General features: G+C 71.7%; 17 protein-coding genes. 4 read left to right on the top strand and 13 right to left on the bottom strand.

What is annotated here, in order from left to right:
• Positions 1-223: 223 nt before the first annotated feature.
• Positions 224-1,840: an MDR family MFS transporter gene (locus tag ACGF4C_RS36070; RefSeq protein WP_393572370.1), complete on the bottom strand. Its 1,617-nt coding sequence runs from the start codon at positions 1,838-1,840 to the stop codon at positions 224-226.
• Positions 1,841-1,985: 145 nt separating this feature from the next.
• On the opposite strand from ACGF4C_RS36070, the gene ACGF4C_RS36075 reads away from it, so the two are divergent.
• Entirely contained in the window at positions 1,986-2,600 is a 615-nt protein-coding gene (locus tag ACGF4C_RS36075) for a helix-turn-helix domain-containing protein (RefSeq protein WP_351535509.1), read from the top strand.
• On the opposite strand, the gene ACGF4C_RS36080 is transcribed toward ACGF4C_RS36075, so the two are convergent.
• Positions 2,582-3,280, bottom strand: coding sequence for a M23 family metallopeptidase (locus ACGF4C_RS36080; protein WP_393572373.1), 699 nt, complete (start codon positions 3,278-3,280; stop codon positions 2,582-2,584). The genes ACGF4C_RS36075 and ACGF4C_RS36080 overlap by 19 nt on opposite strands.
• Positions 3,281-3,982: 702 nt before the next feature.
• Here ACGF4C_RS36080 and ACGF4C_RS36085 point away from each other — a divergent pair.
• Together ACGF4C_RS36085 and ACGF4C_RS36090 are read left to right on the top strand one after the other, a co-directional pair.
• Positions 3,983-7,156: an NACHT domain-containing protein gene (locus ACGF4C_RS36085; RefSeq protein WP_393572375.1), complete on the top strand. Its 3,174-nt coding sequence runs from the start codon at positions 3,983-3,985 to the stop codon at positions 7,154-7,156.
• 63 nt (positions 7,157-7,219) lie between these two features.
• The gene (locus ACGF4C_RS36090; RefSeq protein WP_393572377.1) at positions 7,220-9,802 is read left to right on the top strand and encodes an NACHT domain-containing protein; all 2,583 of its coding nucleotides are present in this window, start codon (positions 7,220-7,222) and stop codon (positions 9,800-9,802) included.
• A 306-nt stretch (positions 9,803-10,108) separates the two neighbouring features.
• On the opposite strand, the gene ACGF4C_RS36095 is transcribed toward ACGF4C_RS36090, so the two are convergent.
• Positions 10,109-12,634, bottom strand: a complete 2,526-nt coding sequence (locus ACGF4C_RS36095; RefSeq protein WP_030416763.1) for an ATP-dependent Clp protease ATP-binding subunit — start codon at positions 12,632-12,634, stop codon at positions 10,109-10,111.
• Positions 12,635-13,242: 608 nt separating this feature from the next.
• Here ACGF4C_RS36095 and ACGF4C_RS36100 point away from each other — a divergent pair.
• Positions 13,243-13,857, top strand: coding sequence for an SCO3374 family protein (locus tag ACGF4C_RS36100; protein WP_393572416.1), 615 nt, complete (start codon positions 13,243-13,245; stop codon positions 13,855-13,857).
• Here the strand turns inward: ACGF4C_RS36100 and ACGF4C_RS36105 are convergent.
• The 10 genes from ACGF4C_RS36105 to ACGF4C_RS36150 form a co-directional block, all read right to left on the bottom strand.
• Positions 13,788-14,123: an Lsr2 family protein gene (locus tag ACGF4C_RS36105; protein WP_030416764.1), complete on the bottom strand. Its 336-nt coding sequence runs from the start codon at positions 14,121-14,123 to the stop codon at positions 13,788-13,790. The two genes, ACGF4C_RS36100 and ACGF4C_RS36105, sit on opposite strands and share 70 nt — an antisense overlap.
• Positions 14,124-14,279: 156 nt before the next feature.
• Positions 14,280-14,798: an amino-acid N-acetyltransferase gene (locus tag ACGF4C_RS36110; protein ID WP_030801698.1), complete on the bottom strand. Its 519-nt coding sequence runs from the start codon at positions 14,796-14,798 to the stop codon at positions 14,280-14,282.
• 9 nt (positions 14,799-14,807) lie between these two features.
• Positions 14,808-15,323 (bottom strand): BlaI/MecI/CopY family transcriptional regulator, encoded by a 516-nt coding sequence (locus ACGF4C_RS36115; RefSeq protein ID WP_393572418.1) that lies wholly within the window; start codon positions 15,321-15,323, stop codon positions 14,808-14,810.
• A gap of 178 nt (positions 15,324-15,501) precedes the next feature.
• Positions 15,502-15,717, bottom strand: a complete 216-nt coding sequence (locus ACGF4C_RS36120) for a hypothetical protein (RefSeq protein ID WP_393572379.1) — start codon at positions 15,715-15,717, stop codon at positions 15,502-15,504.
• A gap of 61 nt (positions 15,718-15,778) precedes the next feature.
• Positions 15,779-16,396, bottom strand: a complete 618-nt coding sequence (locus ACGF4C_RS36125) for a hypothetical protein (RefSeq protein ID WP_393572420.1) — start codon at positions 16,394-16,396, stop codon at positions 15,779-15,781.
• A gap of 163 nt (positions 16,397-16,559) precedes the next feature.
• On the bottom strand, positions 16,560-17,357 hold the full coding sequence (locus tag ACGF4C_RS36130) for a type III pantothenate kinase (protein ID WP_030416769.1): 798 nt from the start codon (positions 17,355-17,357) through the stop codon (positions 16,560-16,562).
• 5 nt (positions 17,358-17,362) lie between these two features.
• Positions 17,363-18,445: a carboxylating nicotinate-nucleotide diphosphorylase gene (gene nadC, locus ACGF4C_RS36135; RefSeq protein ID WP_393572381.1), complete on the bottom strand. Its 1,083-nt coding sequence runs from the start codon at positions 18,443-18,445 to the stop codon at positions 17,363-17,365.
• Between the two features lie 70 nt (positions 18,446-18,515).
• The gene (locus tag ACGF4C_RS36140) at positions 18,516-20,291 is read right to left on the bottom strand and encodes an L-aspartate oxidase (protein ID WP_393572383.1); all 1,776 of its coding nucleotides are present in this window, start codon (positions 20,289-20,291) and stop codon (positions 18,516-18,518) included.
• The gene (panC, locus tag ACGF4C_RS36145; protein WP_393572385.1) at positions 20,288-21,439 is read right to left on the bottom strand and encodes a pantoate--beta-alanine ligase; all 1,152 of its coding nucleotides are present in this window, start codon (positions 21,437-21,439) and stop codon (positions 20,288-20,290) included. Before panC ends, ACGF4C_RS36140 begins: the two co-directional genes overlap by 4 nt.
• On the bottom strand, positions 21,436-22,458 hold the full coding sequence (locus ACGF4C_RS36150) for a Rossmann-like and DUF2520 domain-containing protein (RefSeq protein ID WP_393572387.1): 1,023 nt from the start codon (positions 22,456-22,458) through the stop codon (positions 21,436-21,438). Before ACGF4C_RS36150 ends, panC begins: the two co-directional genes overlap by 4 nt.
• Positions 22,459-22,600 lie beyond the last annotated feature (142 nt).

Genomic DNA, 22,600 nt, shown 5'->3' on the forward strand with positions numbered 1-22,600 from the left:
CCACGAACAAGGCCCCGGAGGCCCGTCACCGCACCCAACAACAACCCAGCCCGCCGCAGGCGCAACGGCGACCAACAACCGCGGCGGGACGGCCAGCTACGTGCGGGGCGCCGCAAAGCGCAACGGCGAGACGACCCGCGGCGGGACAGACGGCTACGTGCGGGGGCGCCGCAAAGCGCAACGGCGAGCAACACCCGCGGCGGGAAAGCCAGGTACGTGGGGCTCAGACAGCCGCCGGCACCCGCTCCTCCGGGCTAGGCGCCGCCTTGGGGGCGGCCCCGCCCCGCAGGGGGACCTCCTTGAGGAACCATGCGGCGGCGAAGCCGATGATGCTGACCAGGGCGCCCCACAGGAAGACCTGGTGCGTGCCGTTCGCCACCGCGTGTGCGTACGCGTCCTTGATCATCGGCGGGAGCTGGGCCATGCGCTTGGGGTCCATCTGGGCGCCGCCGCCGGTCATCTTGGCGCCGGCGGCCTTGCCGAGCCGTTCGACCATCGTGGACTGCACCTGGTTGGTGAAGATCGCGCCGAGGATCGCGACGCCGAAGGAGCCGCCGATGGTGCGGAAGAGGGTGGCGGACGAGGAGCCGACGCCCATGTCCTTCAGCTCGACGCTGTTCTGGGCGATCAGCATCGTGGTCTGCATCAGGAAGCCCATGCCGGCGCCGAGCACGGCCATGTAGAGGCCCGAGGTGAAGCGGCTGGTGCCGGTGTCCATGAGGGACAGCACGGCCAGGCCGGCGGTGATCAGGCCGCCGCCGACCACGACGAAGACCTTGTACTTGCCGGTCTGGGTGGTGACCCGGCCGGCGAACAGTGAGACGACCATCATCGCCAGCAGCATCGGCAGCAGCAGCAGGCCGGAGTTGGTGGCCGAGGCGCCCTGCACGGTCTGCTGGAACAGCGGCAGGAAGGTCATCGACCCGAACATCACGAAGCCGACGAGGAAGCCGATCACGGTGACGAGCGAGAAGTTGCCGTTGCGGAAGATGTGCAGCGGCAGCACCGGCTCGGCGACCTTGCGCTCGACCAGGACGAACGCGATCAGGGCGAGGACACCGAAGACGCCGAGGCCGACGATCTGCGTCGACAGCCAGTCGTACTCGGTGCCGCCCCAGGTGGTGATCAGGACGAGGGCGGTGATGCCGAGGGTGAGCAGTGCGGAACCGACGTAGTCGATGCGGGCCTTGGAGCGCTTCTTCGGCAGGTGCAGCACCGCGGTGATCATGGCCAGGGCGATCGCGCCGAGCGGGAGGTTGATGTAGAAGCTCCAGCGCCAGCCGAGGTGGTCGGTGAGGGTGCCGCCGACCAGCGGGCCGCCGATCATGGCGACGGCCATGACGCCGGCCATCATGCCCTGGTACTTGCCGCGTTCGCGCGGCGGGACCAGGTCGCCGAGGATCGCCATGACGCCGACCATCAGGCCGCCCGCGCCGAGTCCCTGGACCGCGCGGAAGCCGATGAGCTGGCCCATGTCCTGGGCCATGCCGGACAGTGCGGAGCCGGCCAGGAAGATCACGATGGACGTCAGGAAGACGCCCTTGCGGCCGTACATGTCGCCGAGCTTGCCCCAGATCGGGGTCGAGGCGGCGGTCGCGAGCGTGTAGGCGGTGACGACCCAGGACAGGTGCTCCAGCCCGCCCAGTTCACCGACGATGGTCGGCATCGCGGTGCCGACGATCATGTTGTCCAGCATCGCGAGGAGCATCGCGATCATCAGCGCGAAGACCACCATCCGCACGCTCGAAGGCTTTTTGCCCTGCGGTGCGTCCGGGGGATTCGCCCCGGTCGCGGTTATTCGTCCGTCCCCCGTCGGGGTCGCAGGCTGCGACTTCCCCATCACTCACTCTCTCCTACTTACTTGCCGCCCGGCTAGTTCAGTACAGTGAGGAAGGTAGGCCGCTAACTAGCCGGGCGTCAAGTAAGTTTCTTTGGCCCGGTCCTGGGCACGCCTCCCACCAGCACCGACGACGCAGGAGAGCACCATGAGCACCGGGCAGACGCGCCGTGGGAACACCCGCCAGCGCATTCAGGACGTCGCTCTGGAACTGTTCTCCGAGCACGGCTACGAGAAGACCTCGCTCCGGGAGATCGCGGAGAAGCTGGAGGTCACCAAGGCGGCGCTGTACTACCACTTCAAGACCAAGGAAGACATCGTCATCAGCCTGTTCCAGGACCTGGCCAGGCCCTGCGACGAGCTGATCGCCTGGGCCGAGGGGCAGCCGCGGACGCTGGAGACGAAGCTCGAGGTGATCCGCCGCTACAACGAGGCGCTGCGTTCGGCCGAGCCGCTGTTCCGCTTCATGCAGGAGAACCAGGCCGCGGTGCGCGATCTGAGCATCGGCGAGACCTTCAAGGCGCGCATGCTGACTCTTTTCGGCCTCCTGAAGGAGGACGATGCGGAGCTGACGGATCAGGTGCGCTGCATCACGGCACTCTTCTCCATGCACGCGGGCATGTTCGCGATGCAGCACGTCGAAGGCGACCCCGAGGAGAAGCGCAGGGCCATCCTCGAGGTCGCCACAGAACTGGTCACGGCGGCAAACCCGCCGAACCGCCGGCCAGCCCGGCCGGATTCAGCTCAGACGGCGTCGCCGTGAGCCCGCAGGAATCCGGTCGGCTCGATGCCCGACCCGTAGTTGGGGCCGGTGCGGACTTCGAAGTGCAGGTGGGGGCCGGTCGAGTTGCCGGTGCTGCCGGACAGGCCGATCTGCTGCCCGGCGCCGACCTGCTGGCCGACGTGGACCTGGATCGCTGACAGGTGCGCGTACTGGGTGTACACCCCGTTGGCGTGCTGGATCACGATGGCGTTGCCGTAGGCCGGGCCGTCGCCGCCGCCCCAGGGGCCGGCCTTGATGACGGTGCCCTGGTGGACGGCCTTGACCGCGGTGCCGCTCGGCACGACGAAGTCCTGGCCGCTGTGCTTGTGCGCCCAGTGGCTGCCGGGGATGCCGAAGGGCTCGCCCAGCGTGTACTTGTCGACCGGCTTGACCCAGGCGTCGGCCTTCTTGGCCGCGTCCTTCTTGGCCTTGGCCGCGGCGGCCTTGGCGCTGGTGGCGGCCTTGGCCTGGGCGTCGGCCTGCGCGCTGACGGTCGAGCCGACGTGCGAGGTGAGGCCCAGCAGACCACCATCGGCGGCGGAGGCGGCACCGGCGCCGAGCGCGACGGTCACACCGACACCGGCGGCCACCACGGCGGCCCGGCGGCGCAGCAGGGACTTCGCGGTCTTCGGAGTACCGGCGGAGTTCTTGGAATGGCGAATGGCGGCGAACTTCGACATGCGGGTTTTTTCCTTCCGGAATTCGATCAGGAAGATCTGCGAGATCGGGTGGATCAGGGAGATCAGGAATTTCGCGAGTCCGGCTGCGGCCCGGAAGCGCCATTCCTTGGTAACCGGTCCGGGCCGCCCCGCCAAGAGCCCCTGCTACTAGGCAGGCCCGTACGAAAGCCGTCGGGAAAAAGCCTCTTGCATTCCGCCCGGGCCTTTGCATGACCCGTACGAATCACCGCATTCCGGACAGCGGGGCCGCCGGCAAAATGGCTGCCGATCAGGGCTTTTACCCGCACCTTGCCCAAGTGGTGGTCCCGCTCGGGCCGCCCCCCCCGCCACACCCCGCTCCGGCCCCGGAAAACCCCCGCATCCCCGCCCGCGCCTTCTTCTAATTCCGCTAGTAGGCCCGAAACCGGCTGTGCGCCATGTCACCACCGGTCCGGCTTTTCTGTGACCTGGGTTACCCGGACGATGTGACCTGGATTACCGGAAGGCTGTGACCGGCATTACTCGCGGGCGCTGATCCGGTTATTGCGGGGGGATTGTCCGGGGCCCCGGGGTGGCGAATTCCGTGACCGCCGCCACACCGTCCCGGCTAGCCTGGCCCCACGACATCACCGGCCACATCACGGTCACGGACCACCGGCCGCGGGTCACCGGTCACGGACCACCGGCCGCGGATCACCGGCCATGGGGGAGGCGGCGCACACGATGGACCCGTCAGCAGTGGGTATCCGGCTCGCGTCCGGCGCGGTGGCCCCGCTCGTCCGGAAGCTCTTCGTCAAGGAGGGCCCGGGCGCCGGCCTCGTCCCGGCCCCCGTACGGATCTCCGCCCTGGTCTCCTTCACCGGCGAGCAGCGCACCCTCACCCGCAAGGACCTGCACAAACTCGCCGCGGAGCTGGTGCAGCGGGCGTTACGCAGCTGCGGGCCCGGTGAACGGCCGGTCCCGGAGGACGAGGAGCGGGCCGTGGCCGACGCGCTCGCCGCCACCCTGCACGCCCTCGGCGACCTCGACATGGACGACGTACAGGCCGTCCGCCTCGGCGCCTCCGCCCTCGCCGGCCGCCTGCTCGCCGCGGCTCCGTCCGCCGCCCGCGGCCTGTCCCGGGACGCCGAGCTGCTGCACCGCGCCCTGCTCGACACCGCCTGCCTGCACATCGTGCACTTCTTCAGCCGGCGCTCGGCCTTCGTCGCGCGCACCCTCGTCCAGCAGAGCCGCAGCCTGGACGGCCTGATCACCACCATGGACGCGTTCCTCGAACGGCATCCGTCCCCGCGGGCGGCGGACCTCGCCTTCGAGCGCAGCTATCTCACCTACGTGGCGCGCAAACACAGCCGGCTCACCATCTACGGCATCGACCTGACCCACTCCCCGGACCGGTGGCCGCTCGACGCCGCGTACATGAGCCTCGCGGCGACGCCGGCCGCCGGGCGCGGGCCGGAGACCACCGCCCCGTGGGAGGAGGACGCCGCCCACCCGGCCGGCGCCCCGGCGCCCCTCCCCGCCGACCAGGCCCTGGCCGGCCGCGACCGGGTGCTGCTGCGCGGTGTGGCCGGCTCCGGCAAGAGCACCCTCGTGCAGTGGCTGGCCGTCTCCTGCACCAAGGCCCCCGGCGAGACGCCCCTCCCCCATCTCTACGGCCGGATCCCGTTCGTGCTGCCGCTGCGCACCCTCACCCGCGACGGTGCGCCACTGCCCACCCCGGACCGCTTCCTCGCGGCCGTCGGCTGCCCGCTGTCCGGCGCCCGGCCCGACGGCTGGACCGACCGGATCCTGGCCTCCGGGCGGGGCCTGCTCCTCGTCGACGGGCTGGACGAGATCCCCGACCGCGAGCGCGACCGGGCCCGGCGCTGGCTGCGCGATCTGCTCGACGCGTTCCCGGACAACCTGTGGCTGGTCACCACCCGGCCCTCCGCGGTGCGCGACGACTGGCTCGCCGCCGACGGCTTCGACGAGCTGACGCTGGCGCCGCTGCGCCGCGCCGAGGTCACCGCGTTCATCGGCCGCTGGCACGACGCGGCCCGCCGCGGCACCGAGGACCCCGCCCGCCTCGACGCGTACGAGCAGTCGCTGCTGGCCGCCGTCCACACCAAGCAGGACCTCGCCCGGCTCGCCACCAACCCCCTCATGTGCGGGCTGATCTGCGCCCTGCACCGCGACCGGCGCGGCTACCTGCCCACCGGCCGCAAGGAGCTGTACGACGCGGCGCTGGTCATGCTGCTCTCCCGCCGCGACCGCGAACGCGACATGGCCGCCCCCACGGGCATCGAGCTCAACGACGAGCCGCAGATCCAGCTGCTGCAGCGGCTGGCGTACTGGCTGATCCGCAACGGCCGGACGGAGCTGGACCGGGACCGGGCCGAGCGGATCGTCGCCGAGGCGCTGCCGGCGGTGCCGGCGGCCGCCCGGCAGGGGGACGCGGCGGCGGTGCTGCGTCATCTGCTGCTGCGCAGCGGGCTGTTGCGCGAGCCGGTGGCCGGTTCGGTGCAGTTCGTCCACCGCACGTTCCAGGACTACCTGGGCGCCAAGGCGGCTGTCGAGGACGGTGACATCGGGCTGCTGGTGGCGCATGCGGAGGACGTCCAGTGGGAGGACGTGATCCGGATGGCGGTGGCACACGCCCGGCCGCGCGAACGGGCCGAACTCCTAAGGGAGTTGCTCGCCCACGGAGACGCCACCGCCGACGCGCCGACCCGGCTGCGGGTCCATCTGCTCGCCCTGGCCTGCCTGGAGCACGCGACGGAACTCGACCCGGCCGTACGGGAGGAGGTGAACGCGCGGGCGCGGGCGATCCTGCCGCCGCGGAGCCGGGAGGAGTCGCGGCTGCTGGCCTCGGTGGGTCCGCTGGTCGTGGAGCTGCTGCCGGGCCCGGAGGGGCTGGAGGAGGACGAGGCGCAGGAGGTGGTGGCGACGGCGGCGCTGGTCGGCACCGATGCGGGGCTGGGGGTCGTCAAGCGCTTCCGGGGGCACCCCGCGTCGCTCGTCCAGAGCCAACTCGCCCTGGAATGGCACGCTTTCGAGACCGACCGTTACGCCGACGCGGTCCTCCGGCACCTCCCCGGCACGTGCGCCGTCACCCTCGGCACGCCCGAGGACGTCCGGGCCCTCGCCAGGCTCGGCGGCCGGCCGCGCATCAACGCCGTCGGCACCCTCCCGCTCCGTGAACTCCTCGACGGGCTGCCGACCGAGCAGATCACCCATCTGACCCTGACCGACCACGAAGAGCTCGACAGCGTCGCCCCGCTCGCCGACCTGCCGCTGTTCCGCAGCCTCTCCGTCTCCGGCACGGACGACAGCACGGAGCGCTGCCCCCGGGACCTCGGGCTGCTGGACCGGCTGGAGAGCCTGATGCTGATGGTCCCGCTGCCGCCCGAGGGCCTGACGGCGCTCCCCGCGGACGCCCCGCTGACAGGGTTGACCCTCGGCCATCCCGTCCCCGCCGGCCTCACCGGCCTCGCCTCCTGGCCGCGCCTGCGGAGCGTCCAGCTGCAACGGCTGGCGGACGGCCTCACCGAGGGCGACTGGCTCGCCCTCACCCGCCTGTCCGACCTGGAGTTCTTCTCGTTCGGTCTGGCCCACGACGCGGTTTCCCCGGGCATTCCTGAGGGCCTGCGGCTGCCCCAGGTCGGCTCGCTCAGCCTTCTCAACATGGCCCGCCTCCCCGCGTCCACACTGAGCCGCCTGGTCCGCACCGTCCTCCCGGCCTTCCCCGCTCTGCACACCCTCCAGCTCTACGGCATGATCGACGCCCCCCTCACCCTTCCCCCACTGACCGGCCTCCGGGACCTCCGGCAGCTCTTCCTCTCCTACCTCCGCCCCGACCCCATCCCGGCGCTCCCGCCGAACACCGAACTCACGCTCTTTCCCCGCCCCCGCGCCTAGGCTGGCCGGACCGCACCACAGGCGCCCAACCTCCCTGCCCGGTACCGCAGTTACGGGAAGTCCATGGATCCCACGAGCCTCGCCGCACGTCTCGCCCCGCACACCGTCGATCCCCTCGTCCGCAAGCTGTTCCGCACCGACGGGCCGGTCACCGAGCTGGTCGGCCGGCCCGTTCCGATCGCGCTGCTGGTGTCGTTCGCCGGTGAGAAGCCGGAGTTGAGCGGGTCCGGGCTGGACGACCTCGCCGGGTCCCTCGTCGAGCAGGCGACCGGCGGCGCGGACCCGGACCTGGCCGCCGCGCTGGCCCGTACGCTGCGGGCGCTGGCCGGGACCGGGATGGACGACGTCGACGCGGCGCGGCTGCTGCCCGCGGAGTTCGCCCGCCGGCTGTGCGCGCAGGTGCCCGGCGCCGCCCGCCGGCTCGCGGGGGACCGTGCGCGGCTGTACGGGCTGCTGGTGGACGTGGTGGCCCGGCACGTCCTCTACTTCCTGACCCGGCGCTCGCCGTACGTGGCCCACACCCTCCCGGAGCAGACCCGTACGCTCGCCGAGCTGATCCACGGGCCGGGCGCCGCGCCCGCCGCCGCACCGCCGGACCGCGCGAGCGACGCCATCGGTGCCGGCCCCGGCGGCGCCGCCGTCGACGAGGCCGCCTTCGAGGAGGAGTACGCGCGGCGCACCGCTGCCCTCCACAACCACCTCACCATCTACGGCATCGACCTCGCGCACTCCCCGGACAGCTGGCCGCTGGACGCCGCCTATCTGGGGCTGCAGTGCGAGCCGGGGTCCCCGGAGGACGATCCGCCGCTGCCCGCCGAGCGGGCGCTGGCCGGGCACGGTCGGGTGCTGGTGCGCGGGGTGGCCGGGTCCGGCAAGACGACGCTGCTGCAGTGGCTGACCGTCGCCACGGCCCGCGACGAGCTGCCGGAGGCGCTGGCGGAGCTGCGCGGCCGGGTGCCGTTCCTGCTGCCGGTGCGCCGTTTCGCGCGGGCGGGGCTGCCCGATCCTGAGACGTTCCTGGACGCCGTCGGCCATCAGGACGCGGAGCGGGCGCCGGCCGGCTGGGCGGAGCGGGTGCTGGCCGAGGGGCGGGCGCTGCTGCTGGTCGACGGGGTCGACGAGGCGCCGGAGGAGGAGCGGGAGCAGCTGCGCCGCAAGCTCGGCGAGTGGGCCGGCCGCTACCCGGGCAACGTCTGGATCGTCACCTCCCGTCCGTCCGCGGTGCCCGGCAACTGGCTGGCCGGCGAGGGCTTCGCGGAGGTTGCGCTGGCGCCGATGAGCCGGGAGGACGTCGCCGCGTTCATCCAGCGCTGGCACCGGGCGGCGGCCCAGCAGCGCCCGGCCGACCTCGACCGGCTCGCCGACTACGAGCGGACGCTGCTCAACGCGGTGCGGATCACCCGCGATCTGGGGCGGCTGGCGACCAATCCGCTGATGTGCGGGCTGCTGTGCGCCCTCCACCGCGACCGGCGCGGTTATCTGCCGCACGGCCGCAAGGAGCTCTACGACGCGGCGCTGTCGATGCTGCTGGAGCGGCGGGACCGGGAGCGGGCGATGGGGGCGCCCGACGGGGTGGAGCTGACCCGGCAGCCGAAGATCCAGCTGCTGCAGAAGCTGGCCCATTGGATGCTGATCCACGGCCGTTCGGAGATGGACCGGGCGACGGCGGTGGCGACGCTGGCGGAGCATCTGCCGGCCGTTCCGGACGCCGCGCGGCAGGGCGGGCCGGAGGAGGTCTTCCGGCATCTGCTCAACCGGACCGGGCTGCTGCGGGAGCCGACGCCCGGCACCGTGGACTTCGTGCACCGTACGTTCCAGGACTATCTGTCCGCGCGGGCGGTGGTGCAGCGGCACGATTTCACGCTGTTGCTGGAGCACGCGCACCACGACGCGTGGGAGGACGTGATCCGGATGGCGGTGGCGCTGGCCCGGCCGGACGAGTGCGCGGCACTGCTGGACGGGCTGCTGGCCCCGCACCCGGGTGTGCGGGCCGCGGAGGCCCGGCACCGCAAGCTGCTGGCGGCGGCGTGTCTGGAGCACGCCGCGGAGCTGGATCCGGCGGTCCGGGCGCGGGTGCAGCGCTTCACGCGGGACATGGTGCGCCCGGGTACGCCGTCGGCGGCCCGGGCGCTGGGCTGGATCGGGCCGATCGTGCTGGAGATGCTGCCGGATCCCACGGACGTCCCGGACCGGGAGGCGGTGCTGCTGGCGATCACCGCCACCTCGATCGCGGACGACATGGCGATCGACTATCTGACGGGGCTGCGGGACCGGGCGCACCACGACATCCGGGCGCAGCTCGCCGGGGCGTGGCGGCGTTACGACACGGCCCGCTATGCCCGCGAGATCATCGCCCACCTCGATCCGGCCGAGCTGTATTTCCCGGTGTCCGGCCCGGAGGAACTGCAGGCGCTGCGCCGGCTGGGCGGCCGTCCGCATCTGCGGATCGCCGGGCCCTTCACGCCGGACCAGCTGGTCGAGGGCATCGCGCCGGCCGAGGGCCTGACCCGGCTGTGGCTCGCGTACGACCTCGGCGTTTCGATGGAGTGGCTGTCCGCCTTTCCGAATCTGGACACGCTGTGGATCGGCCGCCGTATTCCGCCGGTGCAGGGGGTTCCGGACGGAATTCGTGTGGTGCGGCGGTAATCACCGGAGCTAATCGTTCCGGAAGCCCGCGGAAGCGTCACGGAAGTGCTGGGGAAGTGGCGCGGAAGTGCTGCGGAAGTGCTATGGGAAGTGCCGGAACAATGGCTCCGCCGCGTCGGGTGTCTCATCCGTATCTACTGCATCGTGCGTATCCGCGGTATACCGCGCACCCGTATGCGGCGGATACACAAACGGAAACGGAACTGCCCGGAATCGTTTCGTACGATTCCGGGCAGTTCCGTGACACCTGCTCCGATTTATTCGGTTGGGGCGCTATGGCCGCTTTGCGCGGTGAGGCGTTTCCGCTCAGGCGTCCTTGCTCAGGTTGGGACCCGAACCGCCGGTCGCGGACTCGATCGGCGGGGCGTCCGGCAGGGCGGACTTCTCCTCGCCGCGGAAGGTGAACTTGGCGCTGTCACCCTCGCCCTCGGTGTCGACGACCACGATGTGACCGGGACGCAGCTCGCTGAAGAGGATCTTCTCCGAGAGGGCGTCCTCGATCTCGCGCTGGATCGTGCGGCGCAGCGGACGGGCGCCGAGCACCGGGTCGTACCCGCGCTTGGCCAGCAGCGACTTGGCGGTGCCGCTGAGCTCGATGCCCATGTCGCGGTCCTTCAGCCGCTCGTCCACCTTGGCGATCATGAGGTCGACGATCTGGATGATGTCGTCCTCGGTCAGCTGGTGGAAGACGACGGTGTCGTCGACACGGTTGAGGAACTCGGGGCGGAAGTGCTGCTTGAGCTCTTCGTTGACCTTGTTCTTCATCCGCTCGTAGCTGGACTTGGTGTCGCCCTGGGCCGCGAAGCCGAGGTTGAAGCCCTTGGAGATGTCCCGCGTGCCGAGGTTCGTCGTCATGATGATGACGGTGTTCTTGAAGTCCACGACCCGGCCCTGGGAGTCGGTCAGGCGACCGTCCTCCAGGATCTGCAGCAGCGAGTTGAAGATGTCCGGGTGGGCCTTCTCGACCTCGTCGAAGAGCACCACGGAGAACGGCTTGCGGCGCACCTTCTCGGTGAGCTGCCCGCCCTCTTCGTAGCCGACGTAGCCGGGGGGCGAACCGAACAGCCGGGAGACGGTGTGCTTCTCGCTGAACTCCGACATGTCGAGGGAGATCAGCGCGTCCTCGTCGCCGAACAGGAACTCCGCCAGCGTCTTGGACAGCTCGGTCTTACCGACACCGGACGGGCCGGCGAAGATGAACGAGCCACCGGGACGCTTGGGGTCCTTCAGGCCGGCACGGGTGCGCCGGATGGCCTGGGAGAGCGCCTTGATGGCGTCCTTCTGGCCGATGACGCGCTTGTGGAGCTCGTCCTCCATGCGGAGCAGACGCGAGGACTCCTCCTCGGTGAGCTTGAAGACCGGGATGCCGGTGGCCGTGGCCAGGACCTCGGCGATCAGCTCCTCGTCCACCTCGGCGACGACGTCCATGTCGCCGGCCTTCCACTCCTTCTCCCGCTTCGCCTTCGCGGACAGGAGCTGCTTCTCCTTGTCGCGCAGGCCCGCGGCCATCTCGAAGTCCTGCGAGTCGATCGCGGACTCCTTCTCCCGGCGCACGTCGGCGATCTTCTCGTCGAACTCGCGCAGGTCCGGCGGCGCGGTCATCCGGCGGATCCGCATCCGGGAGCCGGCCTCGTCGATCAGGTCGATCGCCTTGTCCGGCAGGAAGCGGTCGGAGATGTAGCGGTCGGCCAGGGTGGCCGCGGCGACCAGCGCGGAGTCCGTGATGGACACGCGGTGGTGCGCCTCGTAGCGGTCCCGCAGGCCCTTGAGGATCTCGATCGTGTGCGGCAGCGACGGCTCCGCGACCTGGATGGGCTGGAAGCGGCGCTCCAGGGCCGCGTCCTTCTCCAGGTGCTTGCGGTACTCGTCGAGCGTGGTGGCACCGATGGTCTGCAGCTCGCCCCGGGCCAGCATGGGCTTGAGGATGCTGGCGGCGTCGATCGCGCCCTCGGCGGCGCCCGCACCCACGAGGGTGTGGAGCTCGTCGATGAACAGGATGATGTCGCCGCGGGTGCGGATCTCCTTGAGGACCTTCTTCAGGCGCTCCTCGAAGTCACCGCGGTAGCGGGAGCCGGCGACCAGGGCGCCGAGGTCGAGGGTGTAGAGGTGCTTGTCCTTGAGGGTCTCGGGCACCTCGCCCTTGACGATGGCCTGCGCCAGGCCCTCGACGACCGCCGTCTTGCCGACGCCGGGCTCGCCGATGAGGACCGGGTTGTTCTTGGTACGGCGCGACAGCACCTGCATGACGCGCTCGATTTCCTTCTCGCGCCCGATGACCGGGTCGAGCTTGGTCTCGCGAGCGGCCTGCGTGAGGTTGCGGCCGAACTGGTCCAGGACGAGGGAGGTCGAGGGCGTGCCCTCGGCGGGGCCGCCGGCCGTGGCGGCTTCCTTGCCCTGGTAGCCGGAGAGCAGCTGGATGACCTGCTGCCGCACCCGGTTGAGATCGGCGCCCAGCTTCACGAGGACCTGGGCGGCGACGCCCTCACCCTCGCGGATCAGGCCGAGCAGGATGTGCTCGGTGCCGATGTAGTTGTGGCCGAGCTGGAGGGCCTCGCGGAGCGACAGCTCCAGGACCTTCTTGGCACGGGGGGTGAAGGGAATGTGCCCGGACGGGGCCTGCTGGCCCTGACCGATGATCTCCTCCACCTGCTGACGGACCGCCTCAAGCGAAATGCCGAGGCTCTCCAGGGCCTTTGCGGCGACACCTTCACCCTCGTGGATCAGGCCCAGGAGGATGTGCTCGGTGCCGATGTAGTTGTGGTTGAGCATCCGGGCTTCTTCCTGAGCCAGGACGACAACCCGCCGCGCGCGGTCGGTGAACCTCTCGAACATCGTTAATCGCTCCTCAGAGCGGTCAGGCAGTTAGGGGTCGGTCCCCTCCCTGTCCTTCCGCATGCTAGTCCCGCGGGGCGGGACAGCTCATTCCAACTGCCGACACCCGTCCGGATCACCCCCGCTCCGGCGGGGAAATTTACTGCCGAACAGCTGACATCTGCTCCAACTCGATGGTGCGAGACGATGTTCCCGCAGGCCAGGCATATACGCCCTCCGCCACTACGCCCGTGGCGAACGCACCCTTCCCCGACACGCCGCCCGCATCCCGCCGAAAGCCGGGCCGAGGCGCTTCGTGCGCCGGTCACACCGTCTCTTCCCACTGAGACTGTCTTACCCGCTGCCTCTGACACTCCATGCGGCGCGGGCCGCTTCCATCCGCTACGGGCGAACATCCGCACGCCGCCGGAAGCCTCACCGAACCCTTACGCGAGCACGGCACGTATGCACACCCGTACTCACCGTAACTTCCGTGGTCGCGGGCAGTTGCTCCGGTCATGCCCCGCGTGCTCCCACGCCCCCGCACCCCCTACGGCCCCCACGAGGACTCCGGTCCGCCGGACCTCCTGGGCCCGCTCCGCGCCGCCCGTCACCGGTACGAGGACGTCATGGGATGGCCGACGGCACCCACGGAGCCGCTGGAGCTGCTGACCGGGGTGCTTTTCGACGTGCTGGAGATGCCGGCCGGCGCCGGGAGCGCGGTGCTGCGGCGGTGGCCGCTGCTGGGCCCGGTGGCACTGCTGCGGCCGGGAGGCGACGCGAACCGTCCGGGTAACCGGCCGAAATTGCTCGTTCTCGTCGCGCCGGGCGGCGCCGAGGAACTTCCGGGAATCCTGGAATGGCTGGAGTGGGGCGCACTCGCCGGGGATCTCACGGCGCGGGGGGCCGGCGGCAGGATGCCCGCACCGGCGTTCCCCTTCGGCCCCTCATCACCTGCTGCATTCGGTTCGTGGGAGGCCGCGGTATGGGTGCGACCTCCCCGGACCGGGCACGAGGCGGAGAATTCCCTGCCCGCCACGGGGTTCGGGACAGGAATCGGGGACGGTGGAGGCGTCCCCGACCTCGTACGGCTTGTGAGCGCGGCGGCGACGGAGTGCCACCGTGCCCGGTTGTTGCGTGCTCGTAATGCCCAATCGGACCGCGTGTGCGGCGATCAGGCGTTGGCCTTCTCGAATGCCTCGCGAATGTCGGCGGGGACACGGCCGCGGTCATTGACGTTGTAGCCGTTCTCCTTCGCCCAAGCGCGGATCTTCGCGGTGTCCTGGCTGCCGGCGGAAGCCGCCGCACGGGCCTTGCCGCGACCGCCGGAACGTCCACCGGTACGACGGCCGGCCTTCACGAAGTCCGCGAGCGACTCACGCAGCTTCTCGGCGTTGCTGTCGGAGAGGTCGATCTCGTAGGCCTTACCGTCGAGCGCGAACGTCACGGTCTCGTGGGCCTCGCCGCCGTCGAGGTCGTCGACAAGAAGAACCTGAACCTTCTGTGCCACCGGTTTCCCTTTCATCGAATGCGGATTACGACGGAAAGCAAACCGCTTTTCCGGGAAAAACACAAACCCTTGGGTAGGGTTCACTTGCCCGCAGACCGGGGAACGCATGCTTCCGTAGCCATGAGATAGGGGAGCGATTCGGACATAGAACACTCATCACAGGTGCAGAAGCATCCGGCTGTTACCCAGGGTGTTGGGCTTCACTCGTTCGAGGCCGAGGAACTCGGCAACGCCCTCGTCATAGGAACGCAGCAGCTCGCTGTAGACATCACCGTCTACCGGGGCCTCGCCGATCTCGACGAAGCCGTGCTTGCCGAAGAAGTCGACTTCGAAGGTGAGACAGAAAATGCGCCGCACTCCGAGCCAGCGCGCGGTGGCCAGCAGCTTCTCCAGCACCTGATGACCCACGCCGGCCCCCTTGAGCTGCGGATCCACCGCCAGGGTGCGCACTTCGGCCAGGTCTTCCCACATCACGTGGAGTGCGCCGCAGCCGACGACCTCGGCGTCTTCGTCGCGCTCGGCGACCCAGAACTCCTGGATGTCCTCGTAAAGCGTGACGGTGGCTTTGTCGAGCAGGATCCCGTCGCGGGAGTAGGCGTCGATGAGACGGCGTACGGCGGGGACATCGCCGGTCCTGGCGCGGCGGACGGTGAGGCCTTTTGAATGCGCGGGCATGCCGGGACGCTATCGCCCCTTGCCGCCGGCGTTCGTCCCGGGTTCTCGCCCTTCGCCGGCTCCGGGTTCGCCGGCCGCTTCCGGTGGTGCGGGCGTGCGGTCTTCTTCCACCGGGCCGGCCTGTTCCGCCCGTTCGCCTTGTCCGGCGGCTTCTTCGCGGACTTCGCCGCCTTCGGTGTCTTCCGGGTCTTCCGCCGGCTCGTCGACCTGCACCATCCGTACGGCATCGCGCAGAGCCTGCCGTTGTTCCGGCGACATCATGCCGAAGAAGGCCACAAGTGCGGCGGCGGGGTTGTCGCTGGCGGACCACGCTTCGTTCATCAGTGCGGCGGCGTAGGCGGCGCGGGTGGAGACCGCCTCATATCGATAGGCGCGGCCTTCTGCTTCGCGGCGCACCCAGCCCTTCTGATGGAGGTTGTCCAATACGGTCATGACCGTGGTGTAGGCGATCGACCGTTCCTTCTGGAGATCTTCCAGGACTTCTCGAACGGTGACCGGGCGGTTCCACTCCCAGACCCGCGTCATCACCGCGTCTTCCAGATCACCCAAGCGTCTCGGCACACAAGAACAATAGTGGGAGATGTCCAGAATGCCCGTTGATCTCGTTGCGTTTGGAGGAGGGAAAGCCGGAAATGGAGGCGGCCCGGGACACTCGGTCCCGGGCCGTGGGTGCGTGCGGGCCGCCGGTGCGGCGGCCGGCGGATCAGGCGCCGTGCGCGGTGGACTTCTGCGCCGGGGAACCCAACGATCCCGGGGCCCCCGAGGCCCCCGACGACTCGGTCCGGGCCAGCGCCGCGTCCACGGCGGCATCCTCCTTGGACTTGTTCGCACCGCCCTGGCTCTTGATCATCGTCACGATCAGGCAGGTGAAAGCCACCGCCATCACGACGGGCGGGAGCAGGGCTGCGACGTAATCCATGGCGTATGGCCTCCTTATAGGGCGTAAGCCGCCGAGGGTACGCAGCCAGGGTACGCAGCGCTCAGGCGGTGCGGCTCTCCGGGGGCGGGGCGGGCTTGCGGCGGGGCGGGAAGACCTCGCCGGGCGTGGGGATGAGCCGGTCCGGGCGGGGGCCCTTGGGCCGCGGCTCGCGCTGCGGCTGCGGGGGCCGCTTGGGTTCGGGCTCCCGCGCGGGTTCCTGTTCCCGGCCGTTGCGGGCCCCTGAGCGGCCGCCTGGCAGCGCGCGGAGCCGCACCCGTACGGATTGTTCGGCCAGTTGCTCGCAGTGGCGCAGCAGGGCGCTGCGGCGTGCGAGTTCGGCCCCGCCGGCGCAGCGGGTGCGCAGCGAGCGCAGTGCGGCGAGGTCGTCGGGGCCGGGCACGTGCCCGGCGGCCAGTGCCTCCTTCAGCTGCGCGAGGTAGCCGGCGGCGGAGCCGGGCAGGGCGTCGCGGTAGCGGGCGAGGTCGGCCAGCAGGAAGGTGCGCAGCCGGCCGCCTTCGCGGACCGCCTCGTCGACCGCCTCGGCCAGCCGGAGGTATTCCTGGATGTCCCGGTCGCGCTCCGGCCCGGGGGTGCCGGGCGGGGCGGCGGAGGACGTCGTGGTCAGGGCATGGGCGAGGGCGCGACGGAGCACACGCAACTCATCGGCGCTGAACGCCATGCCGCCGCGGGTTCCGTTTGGCATTGGCATGTGGCGACTTTACGACCGATTCCGACAAAACCGGCTTAATTCGTGAATGGTGGCGCGGCAGAACCCGACAGAACCGGTACGGCGGACGCGGGCGGGCGCCCCCGCGCCGGGCCGTCCCCTCCGCCGTCCCCTCCTAGGACCGGGCGACGTTGCGCTCGTAGACCAGGCGCAGCCCGATGAGGGTGAGCCAGGGCTCGTGCGCGTCGATCACCGAGGATTCGCCGAGGACCATCGGCGCGAGGCCGCCGGTGGCGATCACGGTCACCTCGTCGGGGTCGTCGGCCAGCTCCCGCGCCATCCGGTGGACCACGCCGTCTACCTGGCCGGCGAAGCCGTAGAGGATGCCGGACTGCATCGCCTCGACGGTGTTCTTGCCGATCACGCTGCGCGGCCGGGCCAGTTCGATCTTGCGGAGCTGGGCGCCCTTGACGCCCAGCGCGTCCACGGAGATCTCGATGCCCGGCGCGATGACCCCGCCGACGTATTCGCCGCGCGCGCTGACCGCGTCGAACGTGGTGGCCGTGCCGAAGTCGACGACCACCGCGGGGCCGCCGTAGAGCTCCACCGCGGCCAGGGCGTTGATGATCCGGTCGGCGCCGACCTCCTTGGGGTTGTCCATGAGGATCGGCACGCCCGTCTTGACGCCCGGCTCGACCAGGACGGCGGGCACGTCGCCGTAGTAGCGGCGGGTGACCTCGCGCAGCTCGTGGAGGACGGAGGGCACCGTGGAGCAGATGGCGATGCCCTCGATGCCGTCGCCCAGGTCGTCGCCGAGCAGCGGGTGCATGCCCATCAGGCCCTGGAGCAGGACGGCGAGTTCGTCGGCGGTGCGGCGGGCGTCGGTGGAGATCCGCCAGTGCTCGACGATCTCCTCACCGTCGAAGAGCCCGAGGACGGTGTGGGTGTTGCCCACGTCAATGGTCAGCAGCATGGCGGTCAGCGGTCCTCACGCGGCTCGGCGTCCCCGGAGCCGGCCTCCTCGCCGTCCTCGTGCCCGCCGTCCTCCTCGCGCAGGTCCAGGCCGATGTCGAGGATCGGCGAGGAGTGCGTGAGCGCGCCCACCGCCAGGTAGTCGACGCCGGTCTCGGCGTAGGAGCGGGCGTTGGCGAGGGTGAGCCGGCCGGAGGACTCCAGCATCGCGCGGCCCGCGACCAGCTCGACGGCCTCCTTGGTCTGCTCCGGGGTGAAGTTGTCCAGCAGGATCAGGTCGGCGCCCTCGGCGAGGATCGGCGGGATCTGGTCGATCCGGTCGACCTCCACCTCGATCGGCACACCGGGGAACTCGGTCCGTACGGCGGTGAACGCCGCGGCCACCCCGCCCGCCGCGACGACGTGGTTGTCCTTGATCAGCGCGGCGTCCGACAGCGACATCCGGTGGTTGACGCCGCCGCCGCAGCGCACCGCGAACTTCTCCAGGGCGCGCAGTCCCGGCGTCGTCTTACGGGTGTCGCGGACCTTGGCCTTCGTCCCTTCGAGGACGTCCGCCCAGGCCCGGGTGGTGGTCGCGATGCCGGAGAGCCGGCACAGGATGTTGAGGGCGCTGCGCTCGGCGGTGAGCAGGTCGCGGGTGCGGGTGGTGACGCTCAGCAGCTTGGTGCCGGCCTCGACCCGGTCGCCGTCCTCGACGTGCCGTTCGACCGCGAACTCGTCGGTGCACACGATGGACAGCACCGCCTCGGCAATCCGCAGACCGGCGACCGTGCCGGCCTCGCGGGCGGTGAAGTCGCCGGTGGCGACGGCGTCCTCGGGGACGGTGGCGACGGTGGTGACGTCCACGCCCTGGTCGAGGTCCTCCTCGACGGCGAGGTGCGCGATGTCCTCGACCTGTACGGGGTCGAGACCGGCGGCCACCAGGAGCGCGGCCAGATCGGGGTCGAGCCCGCAGGTCAGCGGGTCGAGCTCGTACGAGGCGTCGTCACCGCCACCACAGCCGCAGGCGTCGCCGCAGCCACCGGTGGGGGCGCCGCCGCGGGGCCCGCCGATCTGGAGGAGGGGGAGGTCGTCGGGGGTGCTGCTCACGGGATGGGCTCCGTCTTCGGGATGGGGTGGTCGGTGGGGGTCTACGTGGCGGGCGGGCGGGCCCGGCGGGCTACGGGAGGGCCGGCGGGAAACCGGCGTCCTCGGTGGTACGGATGGTCAGCGCGCGGTCCGCGTCCAGGGTGATGCGGAAGTGCCGGCGCCAGGAGGCATCGTCGCGGTCGGGGTGGTCCTCGCGCCAATGGCAGCCGCGGGTCTCCTCGCGGCGCCGGGCGGCGGCGACCAGCACCCGGGCGACACACAGCAGGTTGGTGGCCTCCCAGGCCTCCACACCGGGCTCGGGGGCCTTCTGCGCGGCCTCGGGGGCGCCGGCCTCCGCTGCGGCCGCCTCGGTGGCCTCCTGGTGGATGCGGTCGAGCTCGGCGGCGGCGCGGGCGAGGCTCTCGGCGCTGCGCAGCACGCCGGCGCCGGCGCTCATGATCCGCTGGACGGCCGTGCGCGTCTCGGGAGCCAGCAGCGGGAGGGTGGTCCGGGGCGCGGCCGACGCACCGTCGGCCACCGGGGCGGGGCCGTCCGCGGGGCGCGGCGCGGAGCCGCCCCCGGCGATGTCGGCGGCGATCCGCTCGGCGAAGACCAGGCCCTCCAGAAGGGAGTTGGAGGCGAGCCGGTTGGCTCCGTGGACGCCCGTGCAGGCGACCTCACCGCAGGCGTAGAGGCCGGGCACGGTGGTGCGGCCGTGCAGGTCGGTGCGGACGCCGCCGGAGGCGTAGTGCGCCGCCGGGGCGACCGGAATCGGTTCGGTGACCGGGTCGATGCCGTGGCTGCGGCAGGCGGCGAGGATGGTCGGGAAACGGCTCTCCCACATCGGGGCGCCGAAATGCCGGCCGTCCAAATACATGTGCTCGACGCCCTGTTCGAGCGACCGGCGCAGGATCGCCTTGGCGACGATGTCCCGCGGCGCCAGTTCGGCGAGCTCGTGCTGCCCGACCATGAAACGGGTGCCGCCGGCGTCGACGAGATGCGCGCCCTCGCCCCGTACGGCCTCGGAGATCAGCGGCTGCTGGCCCTCCGCATCCGGCCCCAGATACAGGACGGTGGGATGGAACTGCACGAATTCGAGGTCGGACACCTCGGCGCCGGCGCGCAGCGCGAGGGCGACGCCGTCGCCGGTGGACACCGGCGGGTTGGTGGTGGCGGAGAAGACCTGCCCCATGCCCCCGGTGGCGAGGACCACGGCCGGGGCGTGCACGGCTCCCACGCCGTCGTGCTGGCCCTCCCCCATGACGTGCAGGGTGACGCCACAGGTGCGGCCCGCCTCGTCCGTGAGGAGGTCCAGGACCAGGGCGTTCTCGACGGTGCGCAGTCCGGCGGCGCGGACCGCCTCGACCAGGGCGCGGGAGATCTCGGCGCCGGTGGCGTCGCCGCCGGCGTGCGCTATCCGGCGCCGGTGGTGGCCGCCCTCCCGGGTGAGCGCTATCTCGTCGCCGTCCGGGGTGGTGTCGAAGCGGGCGCCGGCCGCGATCAGCCGGTGGACGGCGTCCGGGCCCTCGGTCACCAGGGTGCGTACCGCCGCCTCGTCGCAGAGTCCGGCGCCCGCGACGAGGGTGTCGTCCAGGTGCTGCTCGGGGGTGTCGCCGTCGTCCAGGGCCGCGGCGATACCGCCCTGCGCCCAACGGGTGGAGCCGTCGTCGAGGCGGGCCTTGGTGACCACGACGGTCCGCCGGCCGGCCGCGGCGCAGCGCAGGGCGGCGGTCAGCCCGGCCACGCCGGATCCCACGACGACGACGTCGGCCTCGATGGCCCAGCCGGGGGCGGGGGCCTTCAGGCGTATGCCGGTGCCGGGTACGGGGCCGGGGCCGGTGGCTGTTCCGGTGGCGGGCACGGTCATCGGGTCGCTCCGAGGGGGCCGGTGGGTGGGATGGGCGGTACGGCGGTCGCGGGGGCGGATCGCTCGCGGGCGGCGGAGGCGGGTGCCGGGGCTTCCTGGTGGACGGGCGTCACGTCGTCGCGGTCACCGGAAGCGGCGCCGGCGGCCGGCGACTCCGCGCCGAAGGTGAGGCGGAGGTTGTCGATGAGGCGCGTGGTGCCGACCTTGGCGGCCACTGCCAGGATCGCCTCTCCCACGTATGCGTCGGAGATCTCCGTGAAGTCGGACGGGTCGACCAGCGCCAGGTAGTCGAGCACCAGGGGCGGGTCGAGCCGGGCGGCGTCCTCCAGGACGGCGCGGGCGGCGGCGCGGGCGACGGACGGCGCGTGCCGGGGGACCGCGGCGGCGTACGCGACGGCGTGCGCATCGGCGGCCGCCCGGTCCTCCCCGAGGGCGGCCAGCGCCGCCGAACGGTCCTGGGCCGCGTGGGCCGTGCAGGCGGCCCGGGCGCGCAGCGCCTCCTCGGCGGTGAGCCGGTCGCGGGCCGCGAACAGGGCCGCGGACAGCGCCAGCGCGGTGCGCCGCTCCGGGGCGGACAGATAGCGGTTGCGGCTGGAGAGGGCGAGGCCGTCGTCCTCACGCACCGTGGGGACGCCGATGATCTCGACGGGGAAGTTGAGGTCGGCGGCCATCCGGGTGATGACGGCGAGCTGCTGGGCGTCCTTCTGCCCGAAGAACGCGAGGTCGGGCGCGGTCAGGTGGAGCAGCTTGGCGACGACGGTCAGCACGCCGTCGAAGTGGCCGGGCCGGCTGGCCCCCTCCAGGCGCGTGCCCATGGGCCCGGCGGTGATCCGGACCTGCGGTTCGCCGCCCGGATAGACCTCGTCGACGGACGGCGCGAAGACGGCGTCCGCACCGGCCGCCAGGGCCAGCTCGACGTCCGCGTCCAGGGTGCGCGGATAGCGGTCGAGATCCTCGCCGGCCCCGAACTGCAGCGGGTTGACGAAGACGGTGACGACGACCTGGCCCTGCGCGCCGGCCCGCCGGCGGGCGGCGCGGACGAGGGTCGCATGGCCCTCGTGCAGCGCTCCCATGGTCATGACGACGGCCCGCGCGCCACTACGGCGCGGCAGGTCACGGAGCGCGGCGGCGGTGTGGAGGAGGGTCATCGCTCGTCTCCCTCGGGGCCGTGACCGTCCTGGCCCGGATCGTTCGGGCCGGGGCCGTCCTGGCCGGGGCTGCTCGGGCCCGGGCCCTTCGGGCCGGTGGCGGGCGAGGAGTCGGGGGCGGCACCGGCGAGCACGCCGAGGAGGTCCTCGGCCAGCTCCGGCTTCAGCAGACCGTGGGCCAGCGCCCGGTCCGCGGTCGCCCGGGCCATGGCGAGGTACCCGGCGACGTTCTGGGGGGCGTGCCGGCGCAGTTCGGCGACGTGGGCGGCGACGGTGCCCGCGTCCCCGCGCGCCACCGGGCCGGTCAGTGCGGCGTCGCCGGACCGTAGCGCGTTGTCGAGGGCGGCGCCGAGCAGCGGGCCCAGCATCCGGTCCGGGGCCTGCACGCCCACGTCACGCAGCAGCTCCAGCGACTGGGCAACCAGGGTGACCAGGTGGTTCGCGCCGATGGCCAGCGCCGCGTGGTAGAGCGGACGATCCGCTTCCGCGATCCATTCGGGCTCCCCGCCCATCTCGATGACCAGCGCCTCCGCCGCCATCCGCAGCTCCTCGGGCGCGGTCACCCCGAACGAGCAGCCGGCCAGCCGCTGGACGTCCACGGAGGTGCCGGTGAACGTCATCGCGGGGTGCAGCGCCAGCGGCAGTGCCCCGACCCGGGTAGCCGGGTCCAGCACCGCCGTCCCGAAGCGCCCTGAGGTGTGCACCAGCAGCTGTCCCGGCCGTACGGCGCCGGTCTCCGCGAGTCCGCTCACCAGGCCCGCGAGGGCGTCGTCGGGGACGGTCAGCAGGACCAGCTCGGCGCGGGCGAGCACCTCGGCCGGGGTGACCAGCGGGACGTCCGGCAGCAACTCGGCCGCCCGCCGTACGGAGGCGTCGGAGACCCCCGACACGGCGACCGGGCGATGCCCGGCGAGCTGCAGGGACGCGGCCAGGGCGGGGCCGACCCGGCCGGCGCCGACAACCCCGACGGTCAGCCGGGCGGGGCGGTCCTGGGCCTCGGTGGGCGGATGTGCGTTCACGTGGCGATGGCCTTCCGTTCCAGTCCTCAGGGGGTACCGGACGATTCCTCGCCATGCTACGCGAGTGTTTCCGGGGGGCTTCAGAGCTTTACGGAGGGTGAGACACGGATCTCTCACCAGAATTATCCACAGGTTTTTCCAC

The sequence above is a fragment of the Streptomyces sp. NPDC048197 genome, from assembly GCF_043202395.1.
In the GTDB taxonomy this organism is placed as follows: Bacteria; Actinomycetota; Actinomycetes; order Streptomycetales; family Streptomycetaceae; genus Streptomyces; species Streptomyces siderophoricus.